Here is a 16302-nt window from a genome sequence, read left to right as displayed (position 1 = left end):
GGGGACGATCGGGACTCATGCGTTCGTCGTCCCCTGTCTCCGTCTCGGCATCGCGCAGGTCGCGGCGACCGCGCAACGCCTTGCTCGCCCCCTCGGTGCACCCGGCGACCGCGCTCGTGGTGGGCCTGGCCACCGTCGTCTTCCTGATCAGCGCGGGGCTGGCGCTGCGCGCCGCCCCGATCGACGCCGACCTGTCGCGCACGCTCAACAGCTGGCACATCGCCGGGGCCGGGCAGGTGACCGCGCTGGTCTACGACCTGTTCTCGCCCGTCCCCGCGATCGTGATCACGATCATCGCGACGGGACTGGTGTGGGCGGTGAGCGGGCGCATCGCCCTCGCGATCGCGTTCGCCGGAACGGTCGCCGTCACGTGGGTGCCCGCCGACATCATCAAGATCGCCGTCGCCCGCCCGCGTCCCGACGCGACCCTCCTGCCGCATCCCGTCGATCACATGCCCGTGGACCCGTCGTACCCGAGCGGTCACGTCGTCTTCGTCGCGGCCGTCGCGGTGACGGTGGTCGTCATGCTCAAGGGCTCGCGCTGGCGTCCCCTCGCGATCGTCGTCGGCGCCCTCGCGGTCGTCGTGATGGCCGCTTCGGTGTCGATCATCGGCGTGCACTACCCCACGGACGCCGTGGCCTCCGTGCTGTGGGTGCTGGGCGTCTTCCCCGCCGCCCGGCTGATCTGGGTGCGGACGATCATGCCGCTGGTGCCGTTCCTGCGCGACGCGCCGCGACCGGCACCGGCGCCGGCGGTGTCCGGTCCGCAGCGACGCGGGGAGCTCTAGAGCTCCACACCGACCAGGACGGGCTCCGGCTGCAGCAGCAGCCCGAACTCCGCCTGCACGCGGTGCTGGATGTAGCGGGCCAGCTCGGCGACTTCGCCCGCCGTCGCCCCGCCGCGGTTCGTGAGGGCCAGCGCATGCTTGGTCGACAGGGCGGCGCGCGACCGCGGCAGGCGGAAGCCCTTCCCCAGCCCGGCGTGCTCGATGAGCCACGCCGCACTGACCTTCACGTCGGGCTGCACCGACACCGGCGGCGGCACGATGCCGTCGAACGCCGCGAGCGGGATCACCGTCACCGGGTCGACCTCCACGGCGAGAGGCCACCGGGGGCACTCGGGCGGGAGGGTGCGGGCGAAGGATGCCGACACGATCGCATTCTGGAAGAACGAGCCCGCGCTGTGGGTGTCGGGATCGGCGTCGTCGAGCACCATGCCCTTCGAGGCGCGCGTCGCGAGCACCGTCTCCCGGATCCACCGCAGCGACACCGCGGCGTCGGGCGCGAGGCGCAGCGCCTGCCGCAGCTGGCCGCCACGCACCGGGACCTCGCCGTGGCCGACATCGTGCAGCTCGAGAGTGATGGAGACGATCACGCCCGAACGGAGCGCGCCGCGGCCGTAGTGCTGTTTGAGCACCGAGGTGCGGAAGCCGAGCTCGAGATCGGCGGCGGAGACCACCTCGATCTCGCCGGTGGCCTCGTCCAGCAGCTCCACCTCGACGAGCGTCTCGACGATCTCCTGACCGTAGGCGCCGACGTTCTGGATGGGCGCGGCGCCGGCCGACCCGGGGATGCCGCTCATCGCCTCGATGCCGGCCAGTCCCGCCGCGACGGTGTACTCGACGAGATCGTCCCAGTCGTGACCGGCCTCCACGCGCAGCCGCACGCGGCCGTCGCCGGCGTCGGCCAGGCGTTCGATGCCGGAGGTGCGCACCAGCACGACGGTCCCCTCGAACGGCTCGTCGCCGGCGAGCAGGTTCGACCCTCCGCCGAGCACGAGCCACGGCTCCCCCGCGGCCCACACGTCCTGCAGCGCCGCGACGAGCTCGTCGCGGGTGCGGGCCTCGACCATCCGCTCCGGAATGCCCCCGACGCGCAGCGTGGTGAGCTGCGCGAGCGGAATGGGCGCGATCTCGCCCATCAGGGCTGCCGGCGCACGCGCACCTGCGCCTTGCCGAGCACGGTCGTGTCGGCGAAGGTCACGGTGAGATCGATGCGCGCGGTGTCGTCGTCGAGAGCACCGACCTTCGCGGTGACGACCAGGTCGGCGCCGGCGTCGGCATCCACCACGACGGGGCGCGTGAAACGCACGCCGTACTCGAGGATGCGCCCGGCGTCGCCGAGCCATTCGACGATGGTCTCGACGGCGAGGCCCATCGTGAGCATGCCGTGCGCGAGCACACCCGGCAGGCCCACCCGGGCGGCGACGTCGTCGCGGTAGTGGATGGGGTTGAGGTCTCCGGACGCACCGGCGTAGCGCACGAGAGACTCCCGCGTGAGGTGCACGGTGCGCTCGGCGACGACCACGCCGATCTCGAGGGGTGCGGATGTCATGCGACCTCGCCTCCGATCAGGAGAACGGACGTCGCGGTGACGACGTGGCTGCCGTCGACGTCGGTGATCTCGGCCTCGCTGGTGACCATCGCACCGGCGCCGAAGGGGCGGATGCCGGTGATGCTGAGCTGGGCGACCAGCTCGTCTCCGGCGACGATGGGACGCGAGTAGCGGAAGCGCTGCTCCGCGTGGACCGTGCGCTCGAGCGCGATGCCGGAGTCCTCGACCGCGAGCAGCTGTTGCATCGTCAGGTCCTGGACGACCATGGCGAACGTCGGGGGCGCGACGACGTCGGCGTAGCCGAGCGCGCGCGCGGCTTCCGGCTCGTAGTGCTGCGGCGCCTCGGCGAAGACGGCGCGCGCGAACTCGCGCACCTTCTCACGGCCCACGAGATAGGACGCGGTCGGCGGGAACGCACGTCCCACCAGATCGGGGTTCACTGACACCCCTCGATCCTACCGAGGGGCTCCCGCCCTCATCCGTCCCTCACCGCCGCGATAAACACCCCGTACCGGCCGTGCGGGACGGACGAACCCGCTCAGCGGGTGCGACGGGCCCGCACTGCGCGGATCGCCATCTGCACCGCGATGAAGGTGAGGAAGCAGGCGAAGAGGATGTTGGCGACCAACGGCGACAGCAGCGTCGCGATCCACGCGCCGAGCGCGGTCGTCGTACAGGCGGCGACGCCGACGAGGGCCGCGGCCACGAGGTCGACGTTGCGGCGCTTGACGTTGCCGATCGTCCCCGAGACGGCGGTGGGGATCATCATCAGCAGCGAGGTGCCCTTCGCGATCAGATCGCTGGTGCCGAACAGGAAGATCAGTGCGGGCACGACGATGACCCCGCCCCCGACACCCAGCAGCCCGGCCATCACGCCGGTGAACAGTCCGAGAACGGCCAGTCCGATGCCGGAAGCGACGGTGAGCTCGAGCACCGCGTCGCGGGACGGCACGACGATGAAGAGCATCACGATGACCACGGCGAGGAATCCGACGAAACCCCACCGGAGGGCGTTCTGCGGGATCCGGGCGAGCAGCCATGATCCGATCTGCGCGCCGACCACCGCTCCCGCGGCGAGGATCAGGGCCGGGATCCAGGCCACCGACCCGTGCACGGCGTAGGAGACGACGCCCACGGATGCCGTGGGAACGATCGCGGCGAGCGAGGTGCCGGCCGCGAGTCGCTGATCGAATCCGAGCAGCAGCACGAGCATCGGCACGATGACCGTGCCGCCGCCCACGCCGAACAGGCCGGAGAGCAGTCCCGCGGCGAGGCCCACGCCGACGCACGAGAGCACGAAGCGCAGGTCGCGGCGGCGCTGCGGCGCCGCCGGTACGGCCGCGCTCACGCGTCGGTTCCCGCGGTGCTCTGGTCGACGGTGGTCGCCGCCTGCTCGAACTGCGAGCGGTAGAGCCGCCAGTAGGCGCCTTCCGCGGCGATGAGCTGTTCGTGCGTGCCCTGCTCGACGATGTCGCCGTGCTCCATCACGAGGATGAGGTCGGCGTCGCGGATCGTCGACAGGCGGTGCGCGATCACGAAGGACGTGCGTCCTTCGCGCAGCGCCGACATCGCGTGCTGCAGGAGCAGCTCGGTGCGCGTGTCGACGGAGCTCGTCGCCTCGTCGAGGATCAGCACGCTCGGCTCCGCCACGAACGCCCGCGCGATCGTGATCAGCTGCTTCTCCCCCGCCGAGACGTTCGCGGCGTCCTCGTCGAGCACGGTGTCGTAGCCGTCGGGCAGCGAGTGGACGAAGCGGTCGACCCGCGTCGCGACGGCCGCCTCGACGATCTCCAGATCGGATGCCGACTCGTTGCCGTAGCGGATGTTCTCGCGGATCGAGCCGGCGAACAGCCACGGGTCCTGCAGCACCATGCCGGTGCGGGAGCGGACGTCGTCGCGGGTGAGCGCGGAGATGTCCTGCCCGTCGAGGAGGATCCGACCGCCGTCGAGTTCGTAGAAGCGCATCAGGAGGTTGACCAGGGTGGTCTTCCCCGCGCCGGTCGGGCCGACGATCGCGACGGTCTGACCGGGTTCGACGCGGAACGACAGGTCGCGGATGAGCGGCTTGTCGGGGGTGTAGGAGAACGCGACGTTCTGGAACTCGATGACGCCGCGCCCGTCGCGCAGTTGCGGCGCGTCCTCGGCATCCGGTTCCTGCTCCTCCTGGTCGAGCAGCTCGAAGACGCGCTCGGCCGAGGCCGTGCCCGACTGGACCACCGCGGCCATGCCGCCGAGCTCCGACAGCGGCTGGGTGAACTGCTGCGAGTACTGGATGAAGGCCTGCACGTCGCCGAGCCGGAGCTGGCCGGAGGCCACCATCAGGCCACCGAGCACCGCGATGCCGACGTAGGAGAGGTTGCCGATGAACATCATCGCGGGCATCATCAGCCCGGACAGGAACTGCGCCTTGAACGCGGCCTGGTAGAGCTCCTCGTTCTCCTGCTCGAACTTCTCCCGCGAGTCCTGCTCGCGTCCGTAGACGCGCACCAGCGCGTGGCCGGAGAACGACTCCTCGACGCGGGCGTTGAGCCGCCCGACCTTGCGCCACTGGGTGGCGAACGCCTTCTGCGACTTCGGCCCGATGATGCCGAAGATCACGGCCATCAGGGGAAGGGCGACCAGGGCGACGATCGCGAGCTGCCAGGAGATGGAGAACATCATCACGAGCACACCGACGACCGTGAGCACGTTGGTGACGGCGGTCGACAGCGACTGCTGCATCGTCTGGGTGATGTTGTCGATGTCGTTCGTGACGCGCGAGATGAGCTCGCCGCGCTGGACGCGGTCGAAATACGACAGCGGCAGGCGGTTGATCTTCGCCTCGACCGACTCGCGCAGCCGCCACATCGTGCGCACCATGATGACGTTGATGACATAGCCCTGCAGCCAGGTCAGCACGGCGGAGACGACGTAGATGGCGAGGACCGCGACGAGCACCCACTTCAGGCGGTCGAAGTCGACACCCGTGCCGACCTGGAAGTCGTGCATCGCCGACACGATGTTGGCGATGTCGCCCTGTCCCGCCGCGCGCAGGGAGTCGACGACCTGGTCCTGGCTCGTGCCGGCCGGGAACTGGGCGGCCAGCGACGTCGAGACGACCCCTTCGAAGAGGATGTTGGTGGCCTCGCCGAGGACCTTGGGGGCGATGACCGCGAGCACGACGCCGACCGCCCCGAGGACGGAGACGAACGCGAACGCCCACTTGTAGGGGGCGAGCAGGCCGATCATCCGACCGAAGCTGCGTCCGAAGTTCGCCGCCTTGCCGGGGGCGACCGAGTCCCACGACCCGGAGTTGAGCCGCGCCTGTTCGGCGAGCTCGAGTTCTTCGCGTTCCTCTTCGGAGAGGGCCGCCGTGTTCGGCGCGCTCATGCGTCCACCCCCAGCTGCGATTCGACGATCTCGCGGTAGGTGTCGTTGCCGGCGAGCAGTTCGTCGTGGGTTCCGATGCCGACCAGGCGCCCGTCGTCGAGGACCACGATGACGTCGGCATCCGCGATCGTGGAGATGCGCTGAGCGACCACGATCTTCGTCACGTCGGGCAGTTCGCGCCACAGCGCCTGTCGTAGTCGCGCGTCGGTGGTGACGTCGAGCGCCGAGAAGGAGTCGTCGAAGACGAGCACGTGCGGGCGATGCACGATCGCTCGCGCGATCGAGAGCCGCTGGCGCTGCCCGCCCGACACGTTCGTGCCGCCCTGGGAGATGCGTGCCGTGAGCCCGCCCTCCATCTCGGAGACGAAGTCGCGCCCTTGGGCGATGTCGAGGGCGCCCCAGAGCTCGTCGTCGGTGGCATCCTCCCGCCCGAAGCGGAGGTTGCTGGCGACGGTGCCGGTGAACAGGAACGCACGCTGCGGAACGTAGCCGATGCCGCGCCACATCTCGTCGAGATCGGCCTCGCGGACATCGACGCCGCCGACGCGGACGGTGCCGTCGGTCACGTCGAACAGCCGCGGGATGAGCGAGACGAGCGTCGTCTTGCCGGAGCCGGTCGACCCGACGATCGCCACGGTCTGACCGGGCTCGGCCCGGAAGGAGATGTGCTCCAGCACGGGCGACTCGGCGCCGGGGTAGCTGAACGACAAGTCGTCGAACTCCACGGCGCCCAGCTCGGGGAAGCGGTCGATCGGCTGGGCGGGACGGTGCAGCGCATCGGTGGAGTCGAGCACCTCGCCGATGCGGTCGGCGGAGACGGCGGCGCGCGGGATCATGATCGTCATGAACGTCGCCATCAGCACGCCCATGAGGATCTGGCCGACGTACTGCATGAACGCGAACAGGGTGCCGATCTCGACGTGACCGGCATCCACCTGGATGCCGCCGAACCAGATCACGCCGACGACGGTGACGTTGAGCACGAGCATCGCGAGCGGGAACATGATCACGAAGAGCGATCCGACGCGGCGGCCGACGACCATGATGTCGGTGTTGGCCACGCGGAAGCGCGCCTCCTCGATGCGTTCGCGGACGAAGGCGCGCACGACCCGCACACCGGTCAGCTGCTCGCGCATCACACGGTTGACGCCGTCGAGCTTGCCCTGGTACTCGCGGAACAGCGGGACCATGCGGCTGATGATGAAGCCCGCGATCACGAGCAGCGTCGGCACCGCGACGGCGATGAGCCAGCTCAGACCGACATCCTGCTGGACGGCCATGATGATGCCGCCGATCGCCAGCAGCGGCGCCGTGACGAGCATGGTCGCGCCCATCATCGCGAGCATCTGCACCTGCTGCACGTCATTGGTGTTGCGGGTGATGAGGGTGCCCGCGCCGAACGACGACACTTCGCGCTCGGAGAAGCCGCTCACCTTGTCGTAGACGTCGCGTCGGATGTCGCGGCCCGCGCTCATCGCCGCGCGCGCCGCGAAGAACGTCGCGATCACGGACGCGACGATCTGGCCCAGCGCGATGACGAGCATGAACGCGCCGCGGGACCAGATGTAGCCGGTGTCACCTGCCGCGACGCCCTTGTCGATGATGTCGGCGTTCAGTCGCGGGAGGTAGAGGGACGCCATGGCCGAGGCGAACTGGAAGACGAGCACGCCCAGCAGCCACCATTTGTACGTCCAGAGGTAACGGACGAGGAGTTTTCCGAGCATGAGGCACTCCGTCTGCGGGGCGAGGTGGGAACGGTTCATGCTATCGCCGGGCGCCGACACGCACGCGTCCCGGATCCGCGCGGTAAGTGCGGGATCGGGCGACCCATGACGCAAAACAGCCCCGGAGATTCCGGGGCTGATCTGGGTATTCGGTAGCGGGAGCGGGGCTTGAACCCGCGACCTCACGATTATGAGTCGTGCGCTCTCACCAACTGAGCTACCCCGCCGCGCCGCACCCACACGGCGAGATGTGGATGCTGCGAGCCCCGAGTCAGGATTGAACTGACGACCCCTTCCTTACCATGGAAGTGCTCTGCCACTGAGCTATCGGGGCGTGCCGCCCCTCGCGGGGCAACCAGAAAAGAATATCAGAGCCGAGGCGTCCGACAGAATCGGTCAACCGACGGTGTGACCGCCCTTGGTGTGCTCGGCCAGCCACGGCATCGGGTCGATGCGCGTCGTGCCGCCCAGGAGCACCTCGAGATGCAGGTGCGGCCCGGTCGCCTTACCGGTCTGGCCGACCCGGCCGATCACCTGACCGGCGGTGACCTTGTCGCCCTGCTTCACCTGCAGCGAGCCGTACTGCATGTGGCCGTAGCGGGTGGAGATGAGCTGACCGTCGATGATGTGATCGATGAGCACGGTCACGCCGTAGTCGCCGCCCGCCTCGGTCGCGATGCGCACGGTACCGGCCGCCACGGCGTGGATCTCGGCCCCTTCGCCCGGCGTGAGGTCGACGCCGTTGTGCGGCGTGGCGAACTCCGACTCGTAGGCGAGCGATCCGAAGGCGGCCGAGATCGGCACGCCGACGGGGAACGGGTACTGGATCGGCGACGTCGGGTCGTTGACCCACGTGTTGGCGAACAGGCGCACACCGGACTCGGCCGCGAGCTCCGCCATCGAGGTGACGTTGTAGCTCTCGGGACGATCGAGGGCGTTGGGCTGTTCGGCGCCCGAAGCGACGAACGCCTGGATCTGACTGCCCGATCCCGTCGTGAGCTTCTGGCTGGCCGTCACGGCGGTCGAGGTCGAGGTCGATGTGGTGGTGTCGGATGCCGAGGCGATCGCCGCGGCGGGAGTCGTCGTGCTGACCGCGAGCAGTCCCACGACGGCCATGACGCCCACGGAGAAGGATGCCGCCGCCATCCGCTTCACCACCGCCGTCGCACGGGGCCGACGCGGTGCGACGTGCGGGGCCGGCTCGGCAGCGGACACGGTGTCGTCCGTCGCGTCGACGACCGGGCGCTGGACGGGGGTCTCACCGGTGAACGAGAACAGTCGCGCGGCGAACTCGAACTCGTCGAGGTCGCAGGCATCGTCCGCGGGGGCCGTGAAGGCGGAGCCCGACGGAAGCTGCTCGGCGACGGGGATCGACTGCGCGGCGACCGGCTGGTCGTCGGCGGCGTCGACGTGGACCTCCACCTTGGCGGCGCCGTCGGCGGCGACGGACTCGAAGACGGCGCGCGCTGCGCGGCGCAGACGCCGACGCGACGCCTCGTCGGGCTGCGCGCCCACGACGGTCTCGGCCACGATCGCCGCGGCGACATCCGCCACGACGGCCTCGGCGAGCGAGGGCTCGTCGGTCAGCTCGGTGGCGGGGGCCTCGGCGAGCGCGGATTCGGGCGAGACCACGTCGGGAGCGGAGGCCGCGGCCGCCTCGGCAGCCCGGCGCCGGTACTCCGCGCGGGTCAGCACACCCGACCCGTTCGGCGTCGCCGCCGCTTCGGGTCGTCGGCTTGCGCGCCGTGACGGCGCGGCGTCAGCCGTGGGGGTGTCGAGGGTCACATCACAGGCTCTCGTCAGGCCGCACGGAAGGGGGAGCTCCGGGCGGCGACGTACTACGGGCTTCGGATCACTCTGCCGTTCGGGCCGGCAAAGATAACGATCGGGTAAACACTACATGCTGCACGCTGGGAATGCCATGGACGCGCGGTGGACGTTCCTATCCGTTTCCGCCCACGCCGTCGACCTCGTCGAGCAGGTCGCGCATCCGCTCGAACAGGCCGGGCCCGGCGGCGATCGTCATGTCGGCACCGGGTGCTCCGCCGGGCCGACCGCCGACGAGGCCACCGGCTTCGGTGACGAGCAGGGCGCCCGCCGCGTGATCCCACGGCTTCAATCCGCGCTCGAAGTAGCCGTCGAGTCGCCCGGCCGCGACGTACGCGAGATCGAGCGACGCGGCCCCGGCCCGGCGAAGATCGCGCGCGAGCACCATCAGGCGCCGCACGCGCGCCAGGTCGCCGTCGTGGGTCGCCGGGTCGTATCCGAAGCCGGTGGCCAGGAGGGCCCCGGCATCCGTCACCGTCGACACGGCCAGCCGCTGCTCGCCGAGCCAGGCTCCCCCGCCGCGCACCGCATGGAACAGCTCGTCCACGACGGGGCTGTAGACCGCGGCGGCCTGCGCCTCCCACCGGCCCGGGCGGGGCTCACCGGTCACCGCCGCGATGCTGACGGCGTAGTGAGGGATGCCGTAGGCATAGTTGACGGTGCCGTCGATCGGGTCGACGATCCACGTCACCCCGCTGGTGCCGGGCTGCGCGTCGGACTCCTCTCCGACGAAACCGTCATCGGGTCGCTCCGCGCAGAGCCGGTCGCGGATGAGCTGCTCGACCTCGCGGTCGGCCTCGGTGACGATGTCGGCGAGCGTGGACTTCGTCGCCGCCACGGCGACGCCCTCGGAGCGCCGCCGCCGTGCGAGCGCACCCGCCTCCCGAGCGATCTCGACAGCGATCACGTGCAAGCGCTCGGCATCCACCATGCCTCCACCGTACGCGCACTACCGTGGGCTCATGAGCGCGCTCTACGACGTCGTGATCGTGGGCGGGGGCCACAACGCCCTCACCGCCGCCGCCTATCTCGCCCGCGCACGCAAGCGCGTCGTCGTGCTGGAACGACAGCACGGATGGGGCGGGGCGGCGGTGTCCGAACACCCCTGGCCGGGAGTGGACGCGCGGCTCTCGCGCTACTCCTACCTCGTGAGCCTCCTGCCGCGGACGATCGTCGACGACCTCGACCTCCCGCTGGATCTGCGCCGGCGCCGCTACAGCTCGTACACGCCCGACCCCGGCGATCCGACCCGCGGTCTCCTCGTCGACAACGCGGATGCCGCGGCCACCACCGCGAGCTTCATCCGCACGACCGGCGACGTGCGGGAGGCGGAGCGCTTCTCGGAGCTCTCCGATCGCCTGCTGCCGCTCGCCGCCGCGGTGTTCCCGACCGTGACCTCACCGCTCCGGCGCGAATCCGAGCTGCGCGCACTCCTGCCCGACGCGGGCCTCTGGGATGCCGTGACCCGACGCCCGCTCGGCGATCTCCTGCGCGAGAGCCTGCACACCGACATCGCGCGCGGCGTGGCCCTGACCGACGGCCTCATCGGCACGTTCTCGTGGGCCGACGACCCCTCGCTGCGCCAGAACCGGTGCTTCCTCTACCACGTGATCGGCGGCGGCACCGGAGACTGGGACGTTCCGGTCGGCGGCATGGGGAGCGTCAGCGCGGCGCTCGAGCACGCGGCGCGGGCGGCCGGCGCCGAGCTGCGCGCCGAGGCGGAGGTGGTCGCGATCGATCCCGACGGGACCGTCACGCTCGCCTCCGGCGAGACCTTCTCGGCGCGGCTCGTGCTCAGCGGGGTCGGGCCCGCGGTGCTCGCCGATCTCCTCGGCGACCCGCGCACAGACGAGGCCGATCCGCCCGAGGGGGCTCAGCTGAAGGTGAACCTCCTCCTGTTGCGCCTGCCGCGCCTGCGCGACCACGAGGTGGCCCCCGAGGCGGCGTTCGCGGGCACGTTCCACGTCAACGAGACGATGAGCCCGCTCGACGACGCCTACGCGACGGCTGCGACCGGCGGCATCCCCGACCCCCTCCCGTCCGAGATCTACTGCCACTCCCTCACCGACCCGTCGATCCTCGGCCCCCGGCTGCAGGCGTCGGGGGCGCAGACGCTCACCCTCTTCGGTCTGCAGCTGCCGCACCGGCTGAGCGCGGGCGTCGATCCCGACGACTACCGCGCGAGGCTCATGGATGCCGCTCAGCGCACGCTCGACGCCGTGCTGGCCGAACCGATCGCGGACTGCATCTACACCGCCCCCGACGGCACGCCGTGCATCGAGGCGCGCACGACCGTCGATCTGGAACGATCGCTGCGGATGACGGGCGGCGACATCTTCCACGGCCCGCTCGCGTGGCCGTGGGCGGCGGACGATGAGCCTCTGGACTCGCCCGCGCAGCGGTGGGGCGTCGCGTCCTCCCACGATCGCGTGCTGCTGTGCGGATCGGGAGCGCGCCGCGGGGGCGCCGTCAGCGGCATCGGCGGCCACAACGCCGCGATGGCCGCTCTCGAGATCCTCGGATGAAGCTCGCGCCGCGGCGGCCGACCGTCAGCTGTGCTGCTGCGGAGGAAGCGGGGGCGGCGGCGGGAAGCCCTCGTACCCCTGAGTCGACGGGCTCTCGACGGAGGGCGACGCGGATGCCTGCGGCTGGTGTGCCGCGGGGGCGGCCGGGGCGGCGGCATCCGAGAACCAGACGCGCGCACCCGGCGACGGCTGCCCCGTGTAATAGGCGTTCCAGTCGGGAGACCCGTCGGGGAACACCGGCAGCGGGGTCACGCCGTCGGCGTGCGTCGGCCACGGCGCGGGCGACGGAGCCGAGGGGGTGAACTCCGCGGCGGGAGCGGCGGGAGCGGCCGGCTGCGGCGCGGGGGCGGCGCCATAGGGGGCCACGCCATAGGGGGCAGCGCCGTAGGGGGCAGCGCCGTAGGGTGCGGGGGCGGGCACCGGCGGGCGGGGACGCTTGGGGGCGAAGAGCGCGTTCACGAGCGGGATGAGCGCGGTGCCGACCGCGGCGAGGATCGCCAGCGCGACGACCACACGCCAGTACAGCGGGCGGTACGTCACGTACTCGTCGGTCATGAGAGGCAGCACCAGCATGACCATCAGGATCGCCACCAGGCCGATCGTGACGTAGGCGACGATCGACGTGAACGTGGTCTGGTGACGCAGGAATGCGTTGAGGTACAGGCGCGTGTGCAGCAGTGCGCCCTGGATGATGAGGGCGATGAGGATGAAGCGGAACACACGCTCGGCGCCGGAGCCGAAGTAGCCGGTGGTCGGCATCCAGATGAGCACCGCCCCGACCAGGAGGATCAGCACCCAGGAGATCATGCTCGTCAGCGCCAGCCACGTCGGGCGGCGGGGGGCCAGGTTCGACTCGCCGATCGCCACGCCGGCGAAGCCCGCGAGCAGGAGGATCGTCAGGAACGCCTTGCCGACGATGCCGTTCGAGTCGCCGATCAGCACCCATACGACACAGACGAGCGCCGCGGCGATGAGCGCCCCGATCGCCACCCAGATCGTCGCTCGCAGGATCTTCGTGGAGTGCGGTGAGCTCGTCGGCTCGGTCATGTCGTTCCCTTCGTCGGGCATCCATCCGTTCCCCCATCCTGACACGGGGTGCGCCGGCCATGCAGGTATGCGGGCGGGCGGCGCGCTACCCGGGAACGCGAAAGGCCCCGCCGAAACGGGGCCTTCCTGTGGGTGGCGAGTGAGGGATTCGAACCCCCGAAGTCGAAGACGGCTGATTTACAGTCAGATCCCTTTGGCCGCTTGGGTAACTCGCCAAGTGCGCACCCGCCCGGCTTTTGCAGTCGACCGGAGGCGCGATCAACCATCTTACCCGGCCGGGCGCCTTCCGAAAAACCGGAGGGCGCATCGCCTCGTCAGACGGGGGCGACGACACGATCGACGAAGGCCTCCACGCGGTGACGCGTGCCGTCGATCCGCCTGTCCACGCTCGCGCGCACCTCGCTCGGCGCGAGCGGCGCGGCCAGCCGGACGTTCTCGTGGCAGCCGAGATCGGCGCAGATATAGGTGCCGACGCTGTCGCCGCGGGCCCCGGCATCCCCCGCCCGTCGCGCCGTGAACAGGGCGACCTGGTTGCCGGGCTGCATCGTGTGGCAGAGGTTGCACATCGCGGCGCGCGGCCGCGCTCCGGATGCCGCGCGCAGCACGATCCCGGTCGGTACGCCGTCGCGCTCCACGACCAGGTACCCGCGGCCGCGGAAGTCGGGGTCGGACCAGGCGAGGAAGTCCAGGTGGTCCCAGTCGGCGAGCACGAGCGAGAGCGGCACGCCCATCCGATCGACCTCGTCGGGTGTCGCGTTGACGAGCGCGGCGCGCACCTGATCCTCCGTGAGCGGCTGCATCCGTCCAGTCTACGAACGCGTCCGCGCCCGCGGGGGCGGGCATCCGGGGTCTGCTCGCGCGGGCGCGGCTAGACTGCCACGCATGGCTGACAGCTCTTTCGACAACGGCCTGTCGAAATAGCAGTCCTACTCCCAGGTGGCGATGATCTCGACGTGCCGGTCGACGGCGCCGCGGCGCGCTGCTGGGTAGATCACGATCCGGTCGATGAGCGGCCGAAGTGTGCCGGCTTTTTGCTCGACCGTCATCGTCGGCCAGAGCTGCATGATGTCGTCGGGGAGGTTAGCGGGTGCGGCCGCTTGCACGGGGTTCACGACGGCGAGCGACAGCCGACGCTCGAGCGCGTCTTTCCGGGCCTGGATCTCGTCGGCCTTGATGCGGTACTCCTCCGCGGTCATGATCTTGTCGATGAGCAGGTCGCTGAGGCGCACGAGGCGATCGTTCTGCTTCTCGATGTCGCGGCGGATGCTGTTCGCGACGGTCTGGGTGCGGGTCGATTTCCGACGGGTCGCCTCGACGGCCTGGGCGCGCGCGTACTTGTCTGCGGAGGCGGCGAGCCACTCATCCACGAGCTTCTCGACGCGCCATGCGACCATCGTGACCCGCTTGACGAGATCCGTGGTGGTGGAGCGCGAGCAGACGTACGTCGGGCGGCCGTCGAAGACCTTCCCCGACATCGGGCTTCCACAGTCGCCGCATCGCACGAGGCCGGTGAGGAGGTATCGCCGCGGCGTGCGCGTCTGCTTCCGGTACCGCTGCTGCCGACGGGCGACATACGCGTGCCAGGTCTCCATGTCGATTAGCGGCGGATGGATGCCCTCGGTGTACTCCCGCTCCCAGGCGGGGAGCAATTTCGGTCGCGTGCGGCCGAGGAGGCCGGCGGCGAATCCGCTGTCCAGAAGGCCCATGACGCCTTGGTAGGTCCATCTGCGATCCTCGACACCGAGCTCGTTCAGCTTGCGCGTCAGCTGCGCGGAGCCCATGCCCGAGAGATACCAGCGGTAGAGGTCGGCGAGTATGGGGCCGGTGACGGGGTCGGGCTCGTAGCGTCCGTCGACACGTTGGTAGCCGAACCGCGGGCCGCCAGTGGGGGGCATGCCGTTGCGACGGCGGCGCTCGTGCGTCTCGCGCCAAACCTCGCCGATGAGTTCTGCTTGGTAGGCGTTCATCTCACCGATCATGCCGCGGGTGAAGCGTCCGGACGGGGTGGGGTCGGTCTGTTCGGTCGCGGACTCGATGCTGCCGCCGGCGCTGTCGACGCGGTCGAGCGCGAGCGCCCACTTCAGGCGTTGGCGGGCGGTGCGGGAGAACTTCCACACGTAGATGACGTCTACCTCGCCGCGCTCTACGCGCTCTACCGCGTAGTCGAGCTTCGCCCACCAGGCCGACTTCTTGCGCGACCCGGACTCGTCGATGCCCTCGATCCACTCCACGATCTCGTCGCCTCGGCGGTCGCTGTGCTGCTGGATCGCGTGACGCTGAATCTCGGGCGACGTGAGCTTGTCGGACTCCATCGAGACGCGCACGAGCGCGATCGCGCGGCGCGCTGCGGGGACGGGGCGGCGTGCCTCTCTCACTGCCATCATCGTGCCTCGTTCGGTGTGTGTTCGCCCGAACGCATGGCGAACGTTCGGTGTTCGTTCAACGACCCCAGTCCCAGTCCCTGACTACTACTCACGTTCCTAGAGTCAGTCACGAGATACACGCGCGAGCGTTTGGACGGACTCATGCGACGCGCTCGCTGTGGTGGTACTGACCGCCGCCCATGCGGGGGGCGACGTAGACGGTGTCGCCAATGCGGGCGAGGATGCGCTGGTAGGCCGCGACGAGCCGAGTGACGACGCCGAGTTCGAGAGCGAGAGCGCCATTGTGGGAGCCGTGGATCGCTTCGGCTCGACGGTAGGCCTCGGGCGTGATGAGTTGGAGCGCGGCCCACTCGTCGGCGCGGCGTTCCTGCTTCGCGTTGACGGGGCCGAGCATCGAGGGGACGTCTGCGAACACGGCGTGCGCGACCTCGTGGGCGAGCACCGAGCGGTGGAGGCGTTCTGCCATGCCTGCACGGAGGCGGATGAGGCCCCGGTCGTGGATGTACTCGCCGTCGCGGTCACGCGGGAGGTGCTTGGTGTACTCGATGCGGATGCCGAGGGCTTCGAGCATGTCGTGTAGTTCGTTCATTCCCCATCCTCACCGCGATCCTCGGAGCGCTCGAAAGCGACCATCCGATCCTGCTGGGCGGTGCCGACACCGATCGTGGGGATGTCGGCGGAGCGCGCCAGCTTCCCGGTGAGGAGCACGACGACATCGTGCTGCGCATCGTCTTGGAGCGCTTCGGGCAGGTGGTCGAAGATCGGTGCGGTCGCGTAGATGAAGGATCGGGTGCGCTCGCTGAACCGGTCGTAGTCGCGGACCTGTGAGATGCCGAGCGCTTCGAGGATGGCGTGGAGTTTCGCGGGCTGGCCGGCGCGTCCTCCGTTCTCGATTGAGCGGAGGGTCTTGCGATCGATGTCGGCTGCCGCCGCGAGTTCGAGCGCGGTCATGCCCTTCGACTCGCGGACTCGGCGGATGAGAGGGCCCAGGGCCGTGCGTTCTTCCGCCGTCATCGAATCGACATCTATCGGTCCCGGGATCAGTTCTTCCCCACCGGATCGCGTGTTCATGGGGTCAGGCTAGCGACTATT

At 70.1% G+C, this 16302-nt stretch carries 15 protein-coding genes and 3 tRNA genes; 2 read left to right on the top strand and 16 right to left on the bottom strand.

From position 1 onward, the window contains the following. Positions 1–17 precede the first annotated feature (17 nt). On the top strand, positions 18–788 hold the full coding sequence (locus tag L0965_RS03840) for a phosphatase PAP2 family protein (protein ID WP_101305728.1): 771 nt from the start codon (positions 18–20) through the stop codon (positions 786–788). Here L0965_RS03840 and L0965_RS03835 read toward each other — a convergent pair. The 10 genes from L0965_RS03835 to L0965_RS03790 all read right to left on the bottom strand — a co-directional run bounded on the left by L0965_RS03835 (position 785) and on the right by L0965_RS03790 (position 10185). Beyond that, positions 785–1921 (bottom strand): UDP-N-acetylmuramate dehydrogenase, encoded by a 1137-nt coding sequence (locus L0965_RS03835; RefSeq protein ID WP_060960381.1) that lies wholly within the window; start codon positions 1919–1921, stop codon positions 785–787. The genes L0965_RS03840 and L0965_RS03835 overlap by 4 nt on opposite strands. Next, positions 1921–2334 (bottom strand): MaoC/PaaZ C-terminal domain-containing protein, encoded by a 414-nt coding sequence (locus tag L0965_RS03830; RefSeq protein ID WP_060960380.1) that lies wholly within the window; start codon positions 2332–2334, stop codon positions 1921–1923. The genes L0965_RS03835 and L0965_RS03830 overlap by 1 nt, the downstream gene beginning before the upstream one ends. Beyond that, complete coding sequence (locus tag L0965_RS03825) at positions 2331–2780, bottom strand: MaoC family dehydratase N-terminal domain-containing protein (RefSeq protein WP_101305727.1); 450 nt, start codon at positions 2778–2780, stop codon at positions 2331–2333. The genes L0965_RS03830 and L0965_RS03825 overlap by 4 nt, the downstream gene beginning before the upstream one ends. Positions 2781–2872: 92 nt before the next feature. Then, a complete protein-coding gene (locus L0965_RS03820) occupies positions 2873–3682 on the bottom strand; it encodes a sulfite exporter TauE/SafE family protein (RefSeq protein WP_082734225.1) in 810 nt (269 codons plus the stop codon). Continuing rightward, complete coding sequence (locus L0965_RS03815) at positions 3679–5703, bottom strand: ABC transporter ATP-binding protein (protein ID WP_101305726.1); 2025 nt, start codon at positions 5701–5703, stop codon at positions 3679–3681. The genes L0965_RS03820 and L0965_RS03815 overlap by 4 nt, the downstream gene beginning before the upstream one ends. Then, the gene (locus L0965_RS03810) at positions 5700–7427 is read right to left on the bottom strand and encodes an ABC transporter ATP-binding protein (protein ID WP_101307162.1); all 1728 of its coding nucleotides are present in this window, start codon (positions 7425–7427) and stop codon (positions 5700–5702) included. The genes L0965_RS03815 and L0965_RS03810 overlap by 4 nt, the downstream gene beginning before the upstream one ends. A 153-nt stretch (positions 7428–7580) precedes the next feature. Further along, positions 7581–7654: transfer RNA gene (locus tag L0965_RS03805), tRNA-Met, on the bottom strand. A gap of 35 nt (positions 7655–7689) precedes the next feature. Further along, a tRNA-Thr gene (locus L0965_RS03800) sits at positions 7690–7761 on the bottom strand. A 62-nt stretch (positions 7762–7823) separates the two neighbouring features. After that, on the bottom strand, positions 7824–9212 hold the full coding sequence (locus L0965_RS03795; protein WP_101305725.1) for a M23 family metallopeptidase: 1389 nt from the start codon (positions 9210–9212) through the stop codon (positions 7824–7826). A 157-nt stretch (positions 9213–9369) separates the two neighbouring features. After that, the gene (locus L0965_RS03790; protein ID WP_061782309.1) at positions 9370–10185 is read right to left on the bottom strand and encodes an inositol monophosphatase family protein; all 816 of its coding nucleotides are present in this window, start codon (positions 10183–10185) and stop codon (positions 9370–9372) included. Between the two features lie 31 nt (positions 10186–10216). On the opposite strand from L0965_RS03790, the gene L0965_RS03785 reads away from it, so the two are divergent. Further along, positions 10217–11779 (top strand): NAD(P)/FAD-dependent oxidoreductase, encoded by a 1563-nt coding sequence (locus L0965_RS03785; protein ID WP_101305724.1) that lies wholly within the window; start codon positions 10217–10219, stop codon positions 11777–11779. A gap of 24 nt (positions 11780–11803) precedes the next feature. Here L0965_RS03785 and L0965_RS03780 read toward each other — a convergent pair whose 3' ends face one another. The 6 genes from L0965_RS03780 to L0965_RS03755 form a co-directional block, all read right to left on the bottom strand. Next, on the bottom strand, positions 11804–12826 hold the full coding sequence (locus L0965_RS03780) for a hypothetical protein (protein ID WP_101307161.1): 1023 nt from the start codon (positions 12824–12826) through the stop codon (positions 11804–11806). Between the two features lie 133 nt (positions 12827–12959). Beyond that, a tRNA-Tyr gene (locus L0965_RS03775) sits at positions 12960–13041 on the bottom strand. A 99-nt stretch (positions 13042–13140) separates the two neighbouring features. Next, positions 13141–13626: an FBP domain-containing protein gene (locus L0965_RS03770; protein WP_060960374.1), complete on the bottom strand. Its 486-nt coding sequence runs from the start codon at positions 13624–13626 to the stop codon at positions 13141–13143. Between the two features lie 126 nt (positions 13627–13752). Beyond that, positions 13753–15210 (bottom strand): recombinase family protein, encoded by a 1458-nt coding sequence (locus tag L0965_RS03765; RefSeq protein WP_234057948.1) that lies wholly within the window; start codon positions 15208–15210, stop codon positions 13753–13755. Between the two features lie 139 nt (positions 15211–15349). Beyond that, the gene (locus L0965_RS03760) at positions 15350–15799 is read right to left on the bottom strand and encodes an ImmA/IrrE family metallo-endopeptidase (protein WP_234057947.1); all 450 of its coding nucleotides are present in this window, start codon (positions 15797–15799) and stop codon (positions 15350–15352) included. Next, a complete protein-coding gene (locus tag L0965_RS03755; protein WP_234057946.1) occupies positions 15796–16281 on the bottom strand; it encodes a helix-turn-helix domain-containing protein in 486 nt (161 codons plus the stop codon). The genes L0965_RS03760 and L0965_RS03755 overlap by 4 nt, the downstream gene beginning before the upstream one ends. Positions 16282–16302: the final 21 nt, after the last annotated feature.

Source organism: Microbacterium sp. NFH-22A-Y, assembly GCF_021401375.1.
GTDB classification, from domain to species: Bacteria; Actinomycetota; Actinomycetes; order Actinomycetales; family Microbacteriaceae; genus Microbacterium; species Microbacterium hominis.
The sequence above is the reverse complement of the archived record's forward strand: the minus strand, read 5'-3'. Positions and strand labels throughout refer to the sequence as shown.